The following is an 18548-nucleotide window of genomic DNA, read 5'->3' as shown; positions in this document are numbered from 1 at the left end:
TACTGCTGGAAGGACGAGACCCCGCTGTCCAACCACGAGCTGCGCATGGACGACGACGTCTACCAGTCCCGCCAGGACCCCTCGGTCACCGTGGCCTTCCCGATCACCGGCCTGGCCGCCCCGGGTTCGGGCGGCGCGGGCTCGGATGAGGCGGGCGCCGATGCGGCCCTGGCGGCGGAGCTCACCGGGGTGCGCGTGCTCGCCTGGACCACCACGCCCTGGACCCTGCCGACCAACCAGGCCCTCGTCGTCGGGCCGGAGATCACCTATGCGGTGGTCCCGGCGGGGCCGGACGCCGCGGAGGACGTGGCCGGGTCCTCGTACCTTATGGCCCAGGACCTGCTGGGGGCGCATGCCAGGGAACTGGGGTATGCCGACGCCGGCGCCGCCACCGAGGCGGTCCAGCGCACCTACCTGGGCTCCCGCCTGGGCGGGCTGGCCTACGAGCCGCTGTTCACCTACTTCACGGACGCCGAGGTCTACGGCACCGAGCACGCCTGGCGGATCCTCGTGGACGACTACGTCACCACCGAGGACGGCACCGGCGTGGTCCACCAGGCCCCGGCCTACGGTGAGGACGACCAGCGGATCTGTGAGGCCCACGGCATCCCGGTGATCCTCTCCGTAGACGAGGGTGCACGCTTCCTGTCCCTGTTCGGAGACGTGAACCGGGGCGGCGGAGTCCTCCAGGACATCGCCGGCGTACAGGCCTTCGAGGCCAACCGGACCATCATCCGGGCCTTGAAGGCCGCCGGGAAGCTGTTCAAGGAGGCCTCCTACGAGCACTCCTACCCGCACTGCTGGCGCTGCCGCACGCCGCTGATCTACCGCGCCATCACCAGCTGGTACGTCTCGGTCACCGCGTTCAAGGACCGCATGGTCGAGCTGAACGAGGACATCAACTGGATCCCGTCCAACGTCAAGCACGGTCAGTTCGGCAAGTGGCTCGAGAACGCCCGTGACTGGTCCATCTCCCGCAACCGCTACTGGGGCTCGCCCATCCCGGTGTGGGAGTCGGACCACCCGGAGTACCCACTCCAGGAGGTCCACGGCTCACTGGCCGAGATCGAGGAGGCCTTCGGAAGACTGCCGCGCAACGATCAGGGCGACGTGGACCTGCACCGTCCCTGGATCGACGACCTGACCCGGCCTCACCCGGACCCGGAGGCCGCCGCTGCCGGGGCTGTGATGCGCCGTGTGGAAGACGTGCTGGACGTCTGGTTCGACTCCGGTTCCATGCCGTACGCGCAGGTGCACTACCCCTTCGAGGCGAAGGACTGGTTCCAGACCCACAACCCGGCCGACTTCATCGTGGAGTACATCGGCCAGACCCGCGGCTGGTTCTACACCATGCACGTCCTGGCCACCGCGCTGTTCGACCGCCCTGCCTTCTCCAACGTCATCAGCCACGGGATCGTCCTGGGCTCGGACGGGCAGAAGATGTCCAAGTCCCTGAAGAACTACCCGGACGTCTCCGAGGTCCTGGACCGGGACGGCTCGGACGCCATGCGCTGGTTCCTGATGGCCTCGCCCATCCTGCGCGGCGGGAACCTGGTAGTCACCGAGGAGGGCATCCGGGAGGCCACCCGCCAGGTGCTGCTGCCGGCCTGGAACGTGTGGCACTTCTTCAGCCTCTACGCCAACTCGGCGCGCGGCCGGTCCGAGGACGGCACGGAGCGCCCGGAGGGTTACCGGGCCTCGCCACGTTATGAGTCCACGGACCCGCTGGACCAGTACATCCTGGCCGCCACCGGACGGATGCTCCGCGAGGTCAAGGCCGGCCTCGACTCCTACGAGGTCTCCGATGCCACCGACGCTTTGCGCGCCTACATGGACACCATGACCAACTGGTACGTCCGCCGCTCCCGCCAGCGCTTCTTCGACGAGGACACCCAGGCCCTGGACGTGCTGTACACGTCCCTGGAGGCCTTCTGCCGGGCCGCGGCGCCGTTGATGCCACTGGTGGCCGAGGAGATCTGGCGCGGACTGACCGGGGGCCGGTCGGTGCACCTGACCGACTACCCGGAGGCCGCGCCGTTCTTCTCCGGCTTCGCCTCGGAGGCCGACGCGGAGGCGTCGGTCGAGCGCATGGAGACCGTCCGGCGCATCGCCTCGGCCGGCTCCTCCCTGCGCAAGGGCGCCAAGCGCCGCGTGCGGCTGCCGTTGCAGTCCCTGACCGTGGTGGTCCCTGACGCCGCCGGCCTGACCGGCGCCTACACGGACATCATCATGGACGAGCTGAACCTGAAATCCGTGGACCTGCAGGACGCTGCCGAGGTGTCCGCCACCGACTTCGGCATCAGCCAGTCGCTGGCCGTCAACGCCCGCGCTGCCGGTCCTCGCCTGGGCAAGCAGGTCCAGGTCGCCATCAAGGGGGCCAAGACCGGTGACTGGTCCGTGGCGGAGGACGGCACGGTCGTCTCCGGCGGCATCGCCCTCGTGGAGGGGGAGTACTCCCTCGAGACCACGGTCGGTGCGGCCGGGGCCGCTGCCGCGGCGGACGGACACCAGGACCACGACGCCGGCGCCGCGGCCGCCTCGCGCGCGGTCACCGTGGTGCCCGGCGGCTTCCTGGTGCTGGACACCTCGGTTCCGGCGGCCATGGCCGCCGAGGGCACGGCGCGCGACGTGATCCGGGCCGTCCAGTCCGCCCGCAAGGAGGCCGGACTCGAGGTCTCGGACCGGGTGCGGACCGTGATCACCGGACCGGCCGCCGTCGTGCAGGCCGTGGAGGTGCACCGGGACCTCGTCTCCGGAGAGACTCTGACGGTGGAACTGGTGCTGGAGGACTCCGGCGCCGCAGATCCGCGCCAGGACCCCGCCGACGATGCGACCAAGACCGTCCAGGTGGCCGTGGCCAAGGCCGCCGCCTCCGTCTCGACCGGGAGCGATGCGTGAGCAAGAAGAACCAGAAGAACCAGAAGAAGAACCGGGACCTGCATCAGGGCCGGAACCGGCAGACGCCGGTTGATCCGTCAGAGACGTCCTCGGCTCCCGAGACGGTCGAGGCCGTCTACCGTGACCTGCTCGCGCGGGCACCGGAGAATAAGATGGAACCGCGCATGGAACCGATGTTCCGGGCGATGGAGCTGCTCGGCGAGCCGCAGCGGGCGGCGCCGGTGATCCACCTGACGGGGACGAACGGCAAGACCTCCACGGCGCGGATGATCGAGTCGGTGCTGCGGGCCTATGGCTTGCGCACCGGCCGGTACACCTCGCCGCACCTGAGTTCGGTGACCGAGCGCATCAGCATCGACGGGGCGCCCGTGGACCGCGGCACCTTCGTGCGGATCTGGAACGAGATCCTGCCGGTGGTCCAGGTGGTCGACGCCGAGCTGGAGGCGGCCGGCGAGAACCGGCTGACCTACTTCGAAGCCGTCACCGTGCTCGGCTTCGCCGTCTTCGCGGATGAGCCGGTGGACGTGGTCGTGCTGGAGGTCGGCCTCGGGGGAATCACGGATGCCACCAATGTGGCCGACGCGGCGGTGTCCGTGGTGAGCCCGATCTCGTTGGACCACAGCGACCTGCTCGGGGACACCGTGGCGGAGATCGCCGCCGAGAAGGCCGGGATCATCAAGCCGGGTGGCTTCCTCGTCTCGGCCGCCCAGGAACCGGACGCCGCGCAGGTGTTGCTGGACGTGGCCCGTGCGGTGGACGCCGGCTTCCGGTTCGGCGGCGTCGACTTCGGCGTGGAGTCCCGCTCCGTGGCCGTGGGTGGACAGCAGGTGTCCGTCCAGGGCATCGCGGGCCGCTACCCCGAACTCACGCTGCCCTTGCACGGCGGACACCAGGCGGAGAACCTGGCCCTCGCGGTGGCCGCACTCGAGGCGTTCTTCGGCGGTCAGAAGCCGCTGGAGTTCGATCTGCTGCAGCAGGGCATCGCCGAGGTCACCGCCCCCGGACGGCTCGAGGTGGTGCGCAACGCCCCGACGATCGTGGTGGATGCCGCGCACAACCCCGCCGGCATCAAGGCCACTGCCGGGGCTCTGCAGGAGGCGTTCGGGCTCGAGAAGCTGGTCCTGGTGGTCGGTGTCCTTCAGGAGAAGGACGCGCTGGAGATGCTCACGGAGCTGTACCGGGAGTTCGGCGACCTGGTGGAGGATCTCTGCCTGACCCAGTCCGATTCGCCCCGCGCCATCCCGGCTGGCGAGCTGGCCCAGACGGCCCTGGACGCCGGCTGGCCGGAGGAGGATCTCTTCGCCACGGAATCCGTTCCGGACGCCATCGAATGGGCGGTGGGACGTGCCGAAGCCACCACTGCCGGGGAGGCGGGGCTGGGCGGTGGTGTGCTGATCACCGGGTCCATCACCCTGGTGGCCGAGGCCCGTGAACTCCTCGGAGCGCCCTCGGCGGGGGCATCGGGGTCCGGGACGCCGGAGGCGGTGGCCGTGCCCACCGCCGTGGAAGTGTTCAACGACTTCGGCCTGGAGCTGGGTGACGGCCTCGACGAGGACGAGGAGGACTTCGACGACATCTTCGACGAGAGCGTTGATGATGGTGATGACGATGGCGCCGGCGGGTCCCCGGGGCCTCAGGCATCTCGGGGAACCCGTCAATCCCGGGCAGATGGGGAGAAGAACGCATGAGTTCGGACCACTCGGCCGAGACGACCGGGCACGAGTCCTGGCGACCGGCCCGGGAGACCAAGGCCCAGCGCCAGTGGAAGCCGGGGCAGGCCAAGAAGGTCCGCTCCATCCGGGCGACCTTCACCTCCACCGTCCTGGTCATGGAGGCCTTCGTGCTGGCCTTCTTCGGTATGGCGGTCTACGGGGTCAACCGGGGTGAGCCGATGGCCCCCTGGGCACTGGGCCTGTCCCTGGGCCTGGCCGTGGTGGCGATCCTGACCTGCGCGCTGGTCAGGAAGCCCCTCGGCATGTGGATCGGCTGGTCCATCCAGGTCCTGCTGGTGGCCTCCGCCTTCGTGGAGTACACCATGGCCATCGTGGGCGTGGGCTTCGGCCTGGCCTGGTGGTATGCCGTAGTCAAGGGCGGCCAGCTCGACCGCGAGAACGCCTCCCGCGCCGAGGCTGAGGCGAAGTGGCGTGAAGAGCAGGGCCCCGCATCCCAGTAGGGTTGGACCCGGAGACCGCGTGAGCGGCCTAGAAACCATCCATCCCGGGAGCACCCGAATCCTGGAGATCCAAGGAGCAGCTGTGACCACCACTGTTGAAGAGACCCTCGTCCTCATCAAGCCCGACGGGGTCGCCCGCCACCTGACCGGCCAGATCCTGGCCCGCGTCGAGGCCAAGGGCTACACCATCGCGGACCTGAGGATGCTCGAGCCGTCTCGCGAGATGCTCGTGCAGCACTACGCCGAGCACGAGGGCAAGCCCTTCTTCGAGCCGCTCGTCGAGTTCATGGGCTCCGGGCCGGTCGTGGCCGTGCGACTGCAGGGGAACCGCGTCATCGAGGGCTTCCGCTCGCTGGCCGGCGCCACCGAGCCCACCACCGCGGCCCCCGGAACCGTCCGCGGTGACCTCGGCCGTGACTGGGGCGAGTCCGTGCAGAAGAACCTGGTCCACGGCTCCGACTCCACCGAGTCGGCCACCCGCGAGCTCGGCATCTGGTTCGCCTGACCGGGCCGTTTCAACTCAGAGCCCGGTCGTTCCAACTCAGAGCGCCTGGATCCAGCTGAAATTTGCCGAGTCCAGCTGAACAGTCATCATTCCGGGAACGTCCGGGCGAGGAAAACTCCACCGGACGTTCCCGGAGCGGTGACTTCTTGGTGGATACCAGCTTCTACCGCCGGGGAACTCCATGGTGGTCGAGCAGACCTTCGAAGACCTGAACAGTGCGGAGTTCCTTCCAGACCCAACGCATGACACCCGACCCCGTACGACGGATGGCGTCTTCCCGGGCTTTCTCCCTGACCAAGACCGACTCTGGTGGCTCGCCCGGCCGGGTATAGGCTCCCGAGTACTTTGTCATCCCATCGAACTCACCGGCCAGCCCGACACCACCCCACCAGTGGTCGACCCGTGCCACCCACCGGCCGGCCGCATCGTAGAGGTCATGCTGTGGTTCGGGCACCACGAATCCGAGGTCGTGAATGGTCGCACGGCTCAGGGATTCACCTGGTGACTCCGCACGTCCGTCGGCGAAGGCCCAGGCGTGGTTCAGCTGACGCCGTCGGACGGCGGGGATCCTCAACGGCTCGACGAGATCCAGGAGCGCGCTGGCTTCAGCCCCTTGTATCCGTTTGAACGCGTCAGCCGGTGCCACGGACACCGTGAGTGGTTCGAAGGCCAGGACCTCCGCCAGAGCCACAGGGAGTGGTTCAGCAAGGACCGTGCCGAGGCACGTCCCACCGGACAGACTCACCGACACAGCTACTGAATCTCGTGCATCACTACGGTTGGTCCATCGGCGCCGGAGGGCCGGCAGGACGGGGTAGGCCCCCGTGAACCTCTGACCTGTCGCGTCGAAGTGGCGCTGATACGCCATGGCGACGTCGTCGATGCCAGGGTAGGGGTGAAGGGCTGGCTGCCGACCCGCCCGTCCGGCGGAACCGGCACGGACGGTCAGTTCGAGAGGGACATCGGTGGTGGGCAGTCCGTGGAGAAGCACGGCGGTCAGTCCCGTGAACACCACGGCGGCGCGGCACGCGACGGCCCACCTGTCTGGCCCGCCATGGTGTGCATGGCCCGCCGTGTCGTGCCTCATGTGGAGGACCGAAGCAGGGAATCAGACCACGGGGAGGAGGCCGCGCCGGAGGGGGAGTGATGGCCGAAGGAGTCCTCCCTCCCGGAACATTCCAAGACGTCCAGGCCGGGTGAATGTGCCGGGAAGGATGACGGCATCAGATGTCCCGACAGGAGAGCCAAAGTCACCGCACGTACGGAGTGGGACCGTGGAGCCCCGGGATTTAGGGTGATTCTGGAATCCCCTTCCATCCCGAGTTCTTACGACCCCGTGAACCGTGCCGACCCGAGGAGCCATCATGACCCAGAACGCCTCCAGCCCGTACTACCTGGCCGCCCCCTACACGGACGTCACCGTCCTTGAGGTGCCGCCCGTCGCCACGGTGGTGCAGGCCGTCACCGACTCACCGATGACCTCCATGGCGGAGGTGTTCGACTCCACCTTCTCCGCGCTCTTTCCCGCGCTCGGCACCCATGGTCTCCAGCCGGTCGGCCCCGCCTTCTCGCTGCACACCCGGATGCCCTCGGACACGGTGGACATGGAGTTGGGCCTGCCGGTGGACCGGCCCCTGGAGGAGCCGGTCACCGCAGGAGCAGGGATCACCCTCCGCCCCTCCGAGTTGCCGGCTGGTCGGATCGCGATCGTGTCCCATCTCGGCGCCTATGACGGGCTGGGGGACGCCTGGGGCGCCTTCATGCAGGCCGTGTCCGAGGCCGGGCACCAGCCGGCGCTGCCGTTCTGGGAGATCTACGTGACCGAGCCGAGTCCGGACCAGGACCCGGCCGCCATGCGCACCGACCTGGTCACCCTGCTCGCCTGAGCCTCACCCTGCTCGCCGGGGCCGACCGCCAGGACATCACCGAGGCAGGTCAGCTGAACCGCGGCTCAGAAGAAGGCGTTGGAGAAGCGCAGCAGGATGGAGGCCAGCACGCCCACGTAGAGCAGGACGATGATCGGCCAGGACCACTCGGCGGCGAACTTGCGGAGGCCGGCCGGGGCGGGTATCACGCCGTGTTGGAGGTTCCTGGACGTCAGCAGGACGAACAGGGGGATCATGCCGGCCCAGACCACCATGCAGTACAGGCAGAGGATGTTGATCTCGTAGACGGCTTGGCTCCACAGCCAGACGATGAAGACGAAGCCGGCCAGGACGCCCAGGTTCATGCCGATCCAGAACCAGCGGGCGAACCGTGCCCGGGCGAACAGAGCCATGGCGATGGTGATGACGATCGGGAACGCCACCATGCCGATGAACTGGTTGGGGAAGTTGAACAGCTGGGACTGCCACGTCTTCATGACCTCGCCGCAGGACACCCAGGGGTTGAGGTCGCAACTGGTGATGTGGTTCGGATCGTTCCACAGCATCACCCGTTCCATGACCAGCATGAGGGTGCCGTACAGGCCCAGCAGGGCGGTGACCAGCAGCATCCAGGCCGTACCGAGGGGACGGGCATACCAGCTGAGGCGGTCGTCGAGCCCACTGCCGGGGGTGGCGGCGTCGTCGCCGGCGTCGGTCGCGATGCGGGGGGAGGCGTCTGCGGGGGAGTTCACCGCTCCATCGTAGAACGTGGGGCGCCGCCCTGGACGAGTCCAGGCGCGCGGCATGGCCGTGGCGCCGGTGGAAGGAACCCCATCGGCTTCATCCCGCCGATCGGGCGCGCCGTGTGAGAGAATGATCATCGACCCGCCGATGGCCACACCATGGGCAGGGTCCATTGGACGGCCACCGGGCCGGCGGTAGAGGACAGAGGCAGTGTAAGGAAACTGCCAGGCCTTCTGAGACGCGGACCACGCGTCCTCGGCCTTGCGACAGCCGCCATGGGCACGCGACAAGACGCGTGAGACCGGGATGGCCGCCGATGGTTCCGGGAGAGGGCGCCGCATCCAGCGGAGACCGAATCTACGGTTCACCTAAGACTTTTTGGAGTCCGTCGACGGCGGCACCCCGAGGACCGCTTGACGGATCGGGGGAAACGCCACCGGGAACGGACCGAGCCGCTCCACGGGCACGAGTGTGGCGTGACCGCGGTGCAGGAGGTGCTGTCCATGGCAGCCAACGAACACCACGACAACGATGCAGCAGTAACGGCCGAACAGGACGCGCAGGCAGCGGGGGGCCGGACACTGGATCCGCCCTCAGCGGTTCCCGAGGACGGCGGCACAAGGGTCGCCCCGGAAGCACCTTCCGCCGAGGACTCACCGGCCGCCGAGCCTGGGGATCCGGCTGACCCCTCGGAGACAGCCACCGACGGCGGCACCGCTGCTCCAGAACCCGCCGACGGGAAGCCGGCCGTGGATGACCCCTTCGCCGTCCCGGATGATCCGTTGGCCCTGATCTTCAAGGCTCCGGACCTGTCCACTCTTCCCCCGGTGCCGCGCAGGTCCCGCGAAGAGCGCAGTGAGGCCGAGGACCGAGGCCCGCGTCAGAACCGCAATCGCCGTCAGGACGAGGAGGTCAGCGGTGGTTATGACGAGGGCGGGGCCACGGCTGACGACTCCCGTCTGTCCCGCGATGACCGGGACGAGCAGGACGACGAGGGCGGCCAGTCCGGTTCCCGCAGCTCCCGCCGGCGCCGCCGCAGCCGTGGCCGCTCGGGCAGCGCCTCGGACCAGGGCCGCACCACCTCGGAAGACGGCGACGACGGCGACGACCAGTCCCAGCGTGGCTCCGTCGCACGCGGCGGAGACGGACACGAGAACCGGGAGCACCAGGAGCAGGTGGACGGCTCGGACTCCGAGGGCGAGGGCAACGGCTCACGCCGCCGTCGCAAGCGCCGCCGCGGCGACGTGGACATGGAGCTGGAGGGTCGCGCCGGGGATGATCCGGAGAACACCGTGACCCGCGTACGCGCCCCCCGCCAGGCCGCCTCCACCGGCCCGGAGGCTGTCACCTCCCTCAAGGGCTCCACCCGTCTGGAGGCCAAGCGCCAGCGCCGCCGCGATTCACGCTCGGGCGGCCGTCAGCGCCGCCACGTGATCACCGAGGCCGAGTTCCTGGCCCGCCGCGAGTCGGTGGACCGCAGGATGCTGGTCCGCCAGCGCGAGCACCGCATCCAGATCGCCGTCATGGAAGACGGCGTCCTGGCCGAGCACTTCGTGTCCAACACCACCCAGGACTCGATGATCGGCAACGTCTACGTGGGCAAGGTCCAGAACGTGCTGCCGTCCATGGAGGCCGCCTTCGTGGATATCGGCCGCGGCCGCAACGCGGTGCTCTACGCCGGCGAGGTCAACTGGGATGCCGCCAATCTCGAGGGCAAGTCACGCAAGATCGAGAACGCCCTGAAGTCCGGCGACTCCGTCCTCGTCCAGGTCACCAAGGACCCGGTCGGCCACAAGGGCGCCCGCCTCACCAGCCAGATCTCGCTGCCGGGCCGCTACCTCGTGTACGTGCCGGGCGGTTCCATGACGGGCATCTCCCGCAAGCTGCCGGACGTCGAGCGCTCCCGCCTGAAGAAGATCCTGAAGGACCACCTCCCGGAGAATGCCGGCGTGATCGTCCGCACGGCGGCTGAGGGCACCTCAGAGCAGGAGCTGATGCATGACATCAACCGGCTGCGCGCCCAGTGGGAGGGCATCGAGGAGAAGTCCACCTCCACGAAGACCCTGGCCCCGGAACTGCTGTACTCGGAGCCGGACCTGACCATCAAGGTGGTCCGGGACGTCTTCAACGAGGACTTCTCCGGCATGATCGTCCAGGGCGAGGACGTCTGGGACAACATCGAGGCCTACGTGACCTACGTGGCACCGGACCTGCTGCCCCGGCTGGAGCAGTGGAAGCCCGAGGAGCACGGCGGTGAGGACCTGTTCGCGTCCAACCGCATCGACGAGCAGCTGCAGAAGGCGCTGGACCGGAAGGTCTTCCTGCCCTCCGGCGGTTCGCTCGTCATCGACCGCACCGAGGCCATGACCGTGGTGGACGTCAACACCGGCAAGTTCACCGGGTCCGGCGGCAACCTCGAGGAGACCGTCACCAAGAACAACCTCGAGGCCGCCGAGGAGATCGTCCGGCAGCTGCGACTGCGGGACATCGGCGGCATCATCGTCATCGACTTCATCGACATGGTGCTCGAGTCCAACCGTGATCTCGTGCTGCGCCGCATGGTCGAGTGCCTCGGCCGCGACCGCACCAAGCACCAGGTCGCCGAGGTCACCTCGCTCGGCCTCGTCCAGATGACCCGCAAGCGCATGGGCACCGGCCTCGTCGAGATCTTCTCCGAGACCTGCGAGCACTGCAACGGCCGCGGCATCATCGTCCACGACATGCCGGTGGAGCACCGCCGCGCCCACACCGCGCACGGCGAGCCGAGGGCCCTCAGCACGTCCCCCAGCCACGGGGGATCAGGTGGATCCGGCGGGTCCGGTGGGTCCGGGCAGGACGACTCCAACGACGGCGGCCGGAAGTCGTCCCGCAGTGAGCGCCGCCGACGCAGCCGGGAACGCCAGGCCGAGCGTGAGCGTCATGAGCAGCAGGAGCCACCGGTCGAGCAGAAGCTCACCCCTGAGGAGGAGGCCGAGCGCAAGGCCCGCGCCGAGGCGGCCCGGGCGGCCTTCGCCAATATGGCGGCCGCCGCGGCCAGCGCGCATGAGGAGAAGGTCGAGGCATCCACCCCCGAGAAGGTCTCCCCGCCGGCCCCAGAGCGGGAGGACGGCGAGGATCAGCCGGATCCGGCACCGTCGACGCTGAGCCTCGGGGGCGAGTCCGTCGAGGTGCCGCAGGCCAAGCGCCGCTCCCGGCGGTCGAAGGCCACGTCGGCCCCCCAGGCCGACCTGGCGTCACTGGAGAGCGCCCTCGATCAGAAGACCCCCCGCGACCAGCGCGCCTCCGGGGGCCCAGCTCAGACGGCCCAGGCAGCTCAGGCGGAACCGGCGGCGCGGCCTCAGCGCCGCCGCGGCCCCCGCCGGTAGCGGCACGGAGGTGGAGGCCCAGCAGCGGGCGGCCGCGTCCTCGGCCGCACCGATGATGCTCGGTGTCGGGGTCAAGGCCGAGGACATCGCCCGCCCCGAGTGAGCGTGTCATTTGGCCCGAGGGGGCACCGGCGGGTAGGATAGATACTCGGTGCTGCGCCGCCGTCGTTTTCTGTCTGCCCGGTGATTTGGGTATTGGAAAGCCCGCCGGTACGCCGTGAGCCGTTGCCCCCGCTGTCCGGGACCGTCCGCCTTTGCCGGCCGGACACCGCTGGTTTGGGCAGGCCGGGTTGCAGTCGAACAGATTCGTCAATGTCGAGAGAAGTGAGTCCCAAGTGGTGTACGCGATTGTCCGCGCTGGCGGCCGCCAGGAAAAGGTCTCCGTTGGAGACCTCGTTACCCTTGACCGCGTTGCCGCTGAAGCCGGAAGCTCCCTGGAGCTGTCCGCCGTCATGCTGGTGGATGGGGACAAGGTGACCACCGGTACCGATGACCTCGCCAAGGTCAAGGTCACTGCCGAGGTCGTTGACCATTCCCGTGGCAAGAAGATTGTCATCCAGAAGTACAAGAACAAGACCGGCTACAAGAAGCGCCAGGGTCACCGTTCCGAGCTGACCACCGTCAAGGTCACCTCGATCGCCTGATCCGGACTTCCAGGTCCCCGAGATAAACACCGAAGGATTGCACCATGGCACATAAGAAGGCCGGTAGTTCCTCCAAGAACGGCCGCGATTCGAACGCACAGTTCCTGGGCGTCAAGCGTTTCGGCGGCCAGGCCGTCAACGCGGGCGAGATCCTGGTCCGCCAGCGCGGCACCAAGTTCCACCCGGGCTCCAACGTCGGCATCGGCAAGGACGACACCCTGTTCGCCCTGTCCGCCGGCGCCGTCGAGTTCGGCAACCGTCGTGGCCGCAAGGTCGTGAACATCGTTCCTGCCGCTGCTGAGTGATCATTCAGCTGACGGCACCGGGGGAGTGATCCCCCAGTAGTTCAACGCTCCGGCGGGGGTGGGCCACTGCGGCCCGCCTCCGCCGCAGTGGTTAACGCGCACTGTGCTCCACCGGCGGAGCGCGCCGTTCTGCGCACAACTGGTCACCACCACACGGGTGGTACCGAGACATTCTTCAGGAGAGGCGGCCATGGCGGCTTTCGTGGACCGGGTGGTCCTGCACGTTTCCGGCGGGCATGGAGGCCACGGCGTGGCCTCCGTGAAGCGGGAGAAGTTCAAGCCCCTGGGTGGTCCCGACGGCGGCAACGGCGGGGACGGCGGGAATGTCACACTGGTCGTGGACTCCCAGACCACCACGCTGCTCTCCTACCACCACGCACCGCACCGACATGGTGGCAACGGCGGTCCCGGGATGGGCGACTTCCGCAATGGCGCCAACGGCGAGTCCCTGACGCTGAGCGTGCCGGACGGCACCGTGGTCAAGGACGCCGAGGGCAACATCCTCGCCGACTTGGTGGGCCACGGCGCCAGCTTCGTGGCCGCGGAGGGCGGCATGGGCGGACTGGGCAACGCGGCGCTGTCCTCGGCCAAGCGCAAAGCCCCAGGTTTCGCCCTGCTCGGCATCCCCGGGGACGAACGGGACATCGTCCTGGAACTGAAGTCCGTGGCGGACGTGGCCCTGGTGGGCTTCCCCTCGGCCGGCAAGTCCTCCCTCATCGCCGCCATCTCCGCGGCCCGCCCGAAGATCGCCGACTACCCGTTCACGACTTTGGTGCCGAACCTGGGCGTGGTCCAGGCCGGGGACACCCGGTACACGGTGGCGGACGTCCCCGGCCTGATCCCGGGTGCCTCCGAGGGCAAGGGTCTGGGCCTGGAGTTCCTGCGCCACGTCGAGCGCTGCGCGGCTCTGGTGCACGTGCTGGACTGCGGCTCCCTGGAGTCCGACCGGGATCCGCTGTCCGACTTCGAGGCCATCGAGGCCGAACTCGCCGCCTACGCGGTGGAGCCGACCTTCGCCCAGGGCGGCCAGGGCGTCATCCCTCTGAACGAGCGCCCCCGGCTGATCGCCCTGAACAAGACCGACCTCCCGGACGGGCAGGACATGGCGGACATGGTCCGCGCCACGCTGGAGGCACGGGGACTGCGCGTCTTCGAGGTCTCCGCCCTCTCCCACCAGGGGCTGGACCCGTTGAAGTTCGCCATGGCGGACCTGGTCCGCCAGGCCCGGGAGCGGCTGCCCGAACCCGAGGAGATCGCCGAGCCCGAGGTGATCCGCCCGCGTTCCGTCCGCTCCCGCAAGGGCCGCAGCGGAGAGTTCGAGATCCGCCGTGAGGAGCGCAACCTCGAGCCCCTGTTCCGCGTTCGTGGCGCCAAGCCCGAACGGTGGGTGGCCCAGACTGACTTCACCGTGGACGAGGCCGTGGGCTACCTGGCCGACCGCCTCAACCGCCTCGGCGTGGAGGACGAGCTGTTCAAGCAGGGCGCCAGGCCCGGGGACGCCGTGGTCATCGGCTCGGATGAGAACGGAGTGGTCTTCGACTGGGAGCCGACCATGGCCGCCGGTGCCGAACTGCTCGGCGGCCCCCGCGGTGCCGACCTGCGCATGGAGGATCGCCAGCGTCCCACCCGTGAGGACAAGCGACGCGACTACGAGGAGCGCAAGGCCGCCCGGGCCGCGACGCAGGCGGACCTGCAGAGTGAGCGCCGCACCGGCGTGTGGGCGGTGGACCAGGAGATCAATCGCCTGGCCGGTATCAGCGACGAGGAGGCCGACGGGGCCGGCTCGGCCGACGAGACCACGGACCGCGGCACCGAGGACTCCCATGGCTGAGCAGGCCCCCAATCCGGTGACGGGTCGGGACACCCTGCACCGGGCCCGCCGCCTGGTCATCAAGATCGGCTCCTCGTCCCTGACCACCCCCACGGGCGTGAACCGAGAAGCCATTGACACGCTCGTGGACACGATCGCCGCCGTCCGCGCCCGCGGCATGGAAGTCATCCTGGTGTCCTCGGGGACCATCGCCGCCGGCATCCACCCTCTGGGGCTGGGCAAACGCCCCCGTGACCTGGCCACGCAGCAGGCCGCGGCCGCCGTCGGGCAGGGCAAACTGCTCGCCGAGTACACCGCCTCCTTCGCGCGCCACGGCACCGAGGTGGCGCAGGTGCTGTTGACCGCGGAGGACCTGATCCGCCGCACCCAGTACACCAATGCGCATCGGGCACTGAATCGTCTGCTGGCGCTGTCGGTGGTCCCGATCGTGAACGAGAACGACACCGTGACCACCGCGGAGATCCGGTTCGGTGACAATGACCGGCTCTCGGCACTGGTGGCCAACCTGCTGCGCGCGGACGCGCTGCTGCTGCTGACGGATGTCGATGCGCTGTACACCGCGCCGCCGTCACGTCCCGGCTCTGAACGCATCGCCCACGTGGTCTCGAAGGCGGACCTGGACACGGTCCTGATCGGACGGACCGGGCCGGCCGGCGTCGGCACCGGGGGCATGGTCACGAAGGTGGACGCCGCCGGGATCGCCACCGGCTCGGGGATCCACGCGATCGTCACGTCGGCGCGGAACGCCGAGGCCGCGCTGGCCGGGGAGGACGTGGGCACCTGGTTCCAGGCCTCCGGCAGGCGGCAGTCCGCGCGTGGCATCTGGCTCGGTCTGCTCGCAGAGGTGCAGGGCCGCGTGGTGCTCGACGACGGCGCGGTCGCCGCGGTCGTGAAGAACCGCCGCTCCCTGCTGCCGGCCGGGATCACCGGGGTGGAGGGGGCCTTCGAGGCCGGCGACCCGGTTGAGCTGGCCGACGCCGGTGGCACCGTGGTGGCCCGTGGCTTCGTCAACTACTCCTCGACGGAGCTTCCGGCGATGCTCGGACGGCACACGGTCCAGCTGCGCGAGGAGTTCGGGCCGGAGTATCAGCGGCCCGTGGTGCACACGGACGATTGTGTCCGACTGCCCGCGAGGGCGCGGCCCCGGCGCTAGGCTGGGGACATGTCCACGACTGCGCAGCACCACACCCCCGTCACTGATTCTGCGACCGGGCCCGCCGGGGAGGCGGCCACGGTGCCGCGGCAGGCCCGCGAGGCGATCCTCGCGGTGGCCGAACGGGCCCGCCGGGCGCGCCCGGAACTGACCACCGCGCGTCGGGCCCGGAAGGACGAGACCCTGCAGGGTATGGCAGACGCGCTGCGTCAGGACGCCTCGGCCATCTTGGCGGCCAACCGCAAGGACGTGGAGAACGGCCGCGAGAAGGGCACCTCGGAGGCCATGCTCGACCGGCTCAGCCTGGACGGGCCGCGGATCGAGGCATTGGCCGCCGCCCTGGAGGAGCTCATGGCGCTGCCGGACCCGGTCGGCAACGTGGTGCGCGGACGGGACCTGCCCAACGGCCTGCACATGACCCAGCTGCGCGTCCCCCTGGGCGTGGTGGGAGCCATCTACGAGGCCCGCCCCAACGTCACCGTGGACATCGCCGGACTGGCCTTGAAATCCGGCAACGCCGTGATCCTGCGCGGCGGCTCCGCCGCGAGGGAGACCAACACGGTGCTCATCCAGATCCTGCGGGAGCAGGCGCTGGCCCATGGCTTCGAAGCGGACATCATCCAGGGGATCGATGAGTTCGGCCGGGACGGCGCCATGGCGTTGATGTCAGAGCGAGGCTCCGTGGACGTCCTGGTGCCGCGCGGCGGACGGGAGTTGATCCAGTCCGTGGTCCGCAACGCCAAGGTGCCCGTCATCGAGACCGGCGAGGGCAACGTGCACCTCTACATCGACGAGTCGGCTCCGGTGAAGATGGCCGTGGACATCGCCCTGAATGCCAAGACCCACCGCGTCTCCGTGTGCAACACCGCCGAGACCCTGCTGATCCACGCGGGGGCGGAGACCGCCGGCCGCGAGGTGCTGCGCGCCCTACACCGGGCCGGGGTGCTCCTGCACGTAGATGAAGGCGCCCGTGCCTGGTTGCCCACCGAGGCGGAGGCCACGGCCGTGCCGGCCACGGAGGAGGACTGGGGCACCGAGTACCTGGCCCTCGAACTGGCGGTGAAGACCGTGGATTCGCTCGACGAGGCCATGGACCACATCCGCCGCTGGTCCACGGGGCACACCGAGGCGATCGTGACCAATGACCTGGCCCATGCGGACCGGTTCGTCGCCGAGATCGACTCCGCCGCGGTCATCGTCAACGCCTCCACTCGCTTCACGGACGGCGGTCAGCTTGGGCTCGGCGCCGAGGTCGGGATCTCCACGCAGAAGATGCACGCACGCGGTCCGATGGGCCTCGAGGAACTCACCACCACCAAGTGGGTGCTGCGGGGACAGGGCCAGGTCCGATCCTGACGCGGGCCCGAGTTTTGCGGGGAACGTACTAGGATGGACCGCAGTCATCACCGTGATCCGAGGCCGGGGTGCCGGCCGTCATCGCAGTCTGAGCAGTCTTAAGGGAGAACCACCAGATGCAGAACATCACCGCGGCCGTGGCCGTTGCCGCTGAAGAGGCCCACGTGGTCAACGAGCTCATCGCCCCGGCCTGGGTCTTCGGCGTGGGCGCCTTCGCCCTCCTGATGTTGATGCTGGTGGCCACCATGTCCCTGCGTTCCGTCTCGCAGCGCCACCCCGCGCCGGCCACTGACGTCAACGTCCACGGTTCCGCAGGCCACGGTGGCCAGCGTTCCGGCCACTGATCCATCCCTGAACCGCATCTCACTGTGACCCACCGTCGCTTCCGCCTGGGCATCATGGGCGGCACCTTCGATCCGATCCACCACGGGCACCTCGTCGCCGCTTCCGAGGTGGCCTCCGAACTGGGCCTGGATGAGGTGGTTTTCGTGCCCACCGGCCAGCCCTGGCAGAAGGACGCGGGGAGGGTCACGCCCGCCGAGCACCGGTACCTCATGACCGTGGTCGCGACCGCCTCGAACCCCCGCTTCACCGTGTCCCGCGTGGACATCGACCGGCCCGGTCCCACGTACACGGCGGACACCCTGCGCGACCTGAAGACCCTCCGGCCCGAGGCCGAGCTGTTCTTCATCACCGGTGCGGACGCATTGGAACAGATCATGACCTGGAAGGACATCGAGAAGCTCTGGGACATGGCCCAGTTCGTGGGCGTCACCCGTCCGGGACACGACCTGGTGGAGCTCGGTCCGGAGACCGGCGTCAAGCTCATGGAGATCCCCGCCATGGCGATCTCCTCCACCGATTGCCGAGACCGGGTCCAGGACGGCAAACCGGTCTGGTACCTGGTGCCGGACGGCGTGGTCCAGTACATCGCCAAGCACAACCTGTACCTGCCGTCCGCCCACATTCCCGGAGGGGGGCTGGGCGGCGGCAGCGGCGAGGGGCAGGAGCCGTTCGCCAGGGGGAGCCAGCCATCGGAGATGCTCCCGGACACACCACGGCAGTCCGGCGACCCGGCTGCCGCAACAGCATCGACGCCGGGAACCACCGTATGAGTCATCAGCAGGACCAGAAGCCGCAGGGTGCCCGCCCCCATCTGGGCAAGCCCGAGATCAAACGCGGTGCCGGGACCGAGCCGCCCTTGCCGACGCGGCGCTCACTGCGCCAGCACCGCCGTGCGGACAGCGAGGCGGGTGCCCCGGCCGGCGATCTCTCCAAGGCGACGATCCTGGAGTTGCCGGCCACCTCCATCAGCCCCGCCGACGTCGGCCCGCTCACCGGCCAGCTGCCCCGGGTCATCTACGCCACGGGTGAGTTCGGAGACGGTGCCTACGCCATCAAGTCCCCGGATGAGACGGTGCCCTCGGCCGGCGATGACACCACACCCGCGGACCGGCCCGCCCTGAAGGCCCGCCGGGCCACTGGTGCGGCGGATCCTGCGGCCAAGGGGCCGGGGACGCAGTCCACCGCGTTGGGGACGGCCTCTTCAGCTGATCCGCTGCCCGGAGAGGTGACGCGGGGCCGTGACGGCGTCCCCGTGGGCCCGGACGTGCTGAGCCCGGGCTGGAGCTCCTACGAGTGGCGCCTCCGCTACCGCAGCTACGACGTCACCGCCGTCATCACGCCCACCAGCGTGATCGGCGTGGAAT

16 protein-coding genes are annotated in these 18548 nt (G+C 69.3%); 14 read left to right on the top strand and 2 right to left on the bottom strand.

The genetic code is table 11. The features are described 5' to 3' along the window. The 4 genes from RUH65_RS11135 to ndk all read left to right on the top strand — a co-directional run. A partial coding sequence (locus tag RUH65_RS11135; RefSeq protein WP_313817483.1) for a class I tRNA ligase family protein occupies positions 1-2898 on the top strand: 2898 nt, incomplete at its 5' end. 38 nt (positions 2899-2936) lie between these two features. Further along, positions 2937-4586, top strand: coding sequence for a bifunctional folylpolyglutamate synthase/dihydrofolate synthase (locus RUH65_RS11130; protein ID WP_396180081.1), 1650 nt, complete (start codon positions 2937-2939; stop codon positions 4584-4586). Then, positions 4583-5071, top strand: a complete 489-nt coding sequence (locus tag RUH65_RS11125) for a DUF4233 domain-containing protein (RefSeq protein ID WP_313817482.1) — start codon at positions 4583-4585, stop codon at positions 5069-5071. Before RUH65_RS11130 ends, RUH65_RS11125 begins: the two co-directional genes overlap by 4 nt. Positions 5072-5153: 82 nt before the next feature. Further along, entirely contained in the window at positions 5154-5576 is a 423-nt protein-coding gene (gene ndk, locus RUH65_RS11120) for a nucleoside-diphosphate kinase (RefSeq protein WP_313817481.1), read from the top strand. A 163-nt stretch (positions 5577-5739) separates the two neighbouring features. Here the strand turns inward: ndk and RUH65_RS11115 are convergent, their stop codons facing one another. After that, positions 5740-6663, bottom strand: coding sequence for a hypothetical protein (locus RUH65_RS11115; RefSeq protein ID WP_313817480.1), 924 nt, complete (start codon positions 6661-6663; stop codon positions 5740-5742). A 277-nt stretch (positions 6664-6940) separates the two neighbouring features. Here RUH65_RS11115 and RUH65_RS11110 point away from each other — a divergent pair, with 277 nt between their 5' ends. After that, positions 6941-7462, top strand: coding sequence for a GyrI-like domain-containing protein (locus RUH65_RS11110; RefSeq protein WP_313817479.1), 522 nt, complete (start codon positions 6941-6943; stop codon positions 7460-7462). A gap of 65 nt (positions 7463-7527) precedes the next feature. Here the strand turns inward: RUH65_RS11110 and RUH65_RS11105 are convergent, their stop codons facing one another. Continuing rightward, positions 7528-8193: a vitamin K epoxide reductase family protein gene (locus RUH65_RS11105; RefSeq protein ID WP_313817478.1), complete on the bottom strand. Its 666-nt coding sequence runs from the start codon at positions 8191-8193 to the stop codon at positions 7528-7530. A gap of 468 nt (positions 8194-8661) precedes the next feature. Between RUH65_RS11105 and RUH65_RS11100 the strand changes: the two genes are divergently transcribed. The 9 genes from RUH65_RS11100 to RUH65_RS11060 all read left to right on the top strand — a co-directional run. Further along, the gene (locus RUH65_RS11100; protein ID WP_313817477.1) at positions 8662-11550 is read left to right on the top strand and encodes an Rne/Rng family ribonuclease; all 2889 of its coding nucleotides are present in this window, start codon (positions 8662-8664) and stop codon (positions 11548-11550) included. A 335-nt stretch (positions 11551-11885) separates the two neighbouring features. Beyond that, the gene (gene rplU, locus RUH65_RS11095) at positions 11886-12194 is read left to right on the top strand and encodes a 50S ribosomal protein L21 (protein ID WP_159550664.1); all 309 of its coding nucleotides are present in this window, start codon (positions 11886-11888) and stop codon (positions 12192-12194) included. 44 nt (positions 12195-12238) lie between these two features. Next, positions 12239-12499 carry a 50S ribosomal protein L27 gene (rpmA, locus tag RUH65_RS11090; protein ID WP_313817476.1) on the top strand — a complete coding sequence of 87 codons (261 nt, stop codon included), beginning with the start codon at positions 12239-12241 and terminating at the stop codon, positions 12497-12499. Positions 12500-12689: 190 nt separating this feature from the next. Next, the gene (gene obgE, locus RUH65_RS11085) at positions 12690-14330 is read left to right on the top strand and encodes a GTPase ObgE (RefSeq protein ID WP_313817475.1); all 1641 of its coding nucleotides are present in this window, start codon (positions 12690-12692) and stop codon (positions 14328-14330) included. Continuing rightward, positions 14323-15483 (top strand): glutamate 5-kinase, encoded by a 1161-nt coding sequence (gene proB / locus RUH65_RS11080; protein ID WP_313817474.1) that lies wholly within the window; start codon positions 14323-14325, stop codon positions 15481-15483. The genes obgE and proB overlap by 8 nt, the downstream gene beginning before the upstream one ends. A 9-nt stretch (positions 15484-15492) precedes the next feature. Then, positions 15493-16839 (top strand): glutamate-5-semialdehyde dehydrogenase, encoded by a 1347-nt coding sequence (locus RUH65_RS11075; protein WP_313817473.1) that lies wholly within the window; start codon positions 15493-15495, stop codon positions 16837-16839. Between the two features lie 116 nt (positions 16840-16955). Continuing rightward, positions 16956-17183, top strand: coding sequence for a hypothetical protein (locus RUH65_RS11070; RefSeq protein ID WP_313817472.1), 228 nt, complete (start codon positions 16956-16958; stop codon positions 17181-17183). Positions 17184-17237: 54 nt separating this feature from the next. Next, complete coding sequence (nadD, locus tag RUH65_RS11065; RefSeq protein ID WP_396180079.1) at positions 17238-17954, top strand: nicotinate-nucleotide adenylyltransferase; 717 nt, start codon at positions 17238-17240, stop codon at positions 17952-17954. Further along, positions 17951-18548: alpha-L-rhamnosidase N-terminal domain-containing protein (locus RUH65_RS11060; RefSeq protein WP_313817471.1), on the top strand; the 598-nt coding region annotated here is incomplete at its 3' end. The genes nadD and RUH65_RS11060, both read left to right, overlap by 4 nt.

This window comes from Citricoccus sp. (genome assembly GCF_032154715.1).
Lineage (GTDB): Bacteria > Actinomycetota > Actinomycetes > Actinomycetales > Micrococcaceae > Citricoccus.
This window is presented reverse-complemented; position numbering and strand designations above follow the sequence as displayed.

Coding starts and splice junctions, on each gene's coding strand:
- RUH65_RS11125 (WP_313817482.1), top strand. CDS start 4,583: ATGAGTTCGGACCACTCGGCCGAGACGACCGGGCACGAGTCCTGGCGA.
- RUH65_RS11115 (WP_313817480.1), bottom strand. CDS start 6,663: ATGAGGCACGACACGGCGGGCCATGCACACCATGGCGGGCCAGACAGG.
- RUH65_RS11110 (WP_313817479.1), top strand. CDS start 6,941: ATGACCCAGAACGCCTCCAGCCCGTACTACCTGGCCGCCCCCTACACG.
- rpmA (WP_313817476.1), top strand. CDS start 12,239: ATGGCACATAAGAAGGCCGGTAGTTCCTCCAAGAACGGCCGCGATTCG.
- obgE (WP_313817475.1), top strand. CDS start 12,690: ATGGCGGCTTTCGTGGACCGGGTGGTCCTGCACGTTTCCGGCGGGCAT.
- proB (WP_313817474.1), top strand. CDS start 14,323: ATGGCTGAGCAGGCCCCCAATCCGGTGACGGGTCGGGACACCCTGCAC.
- RUH65_RS11075 (WP_313817473.1), top strand. CDS start 15,493: ATGTCCACGACTGCGCAGCACCACACCCCCGTCACTGATTCTGCGACC.
- RUH65_RS11070 (WP_313817472.1), top strand. CDS start 16,956: ATGCAGAACATCACCGCGGCCGTGGCCGTTGCCGCTGAAGAGGCCCAC.
- nadD (WP_396180079.1), top strand. CDS start 17,238: ATGGGCGGCACCTTCGATCCGATCCACCACGGGCACCTCGTCGCCGCT.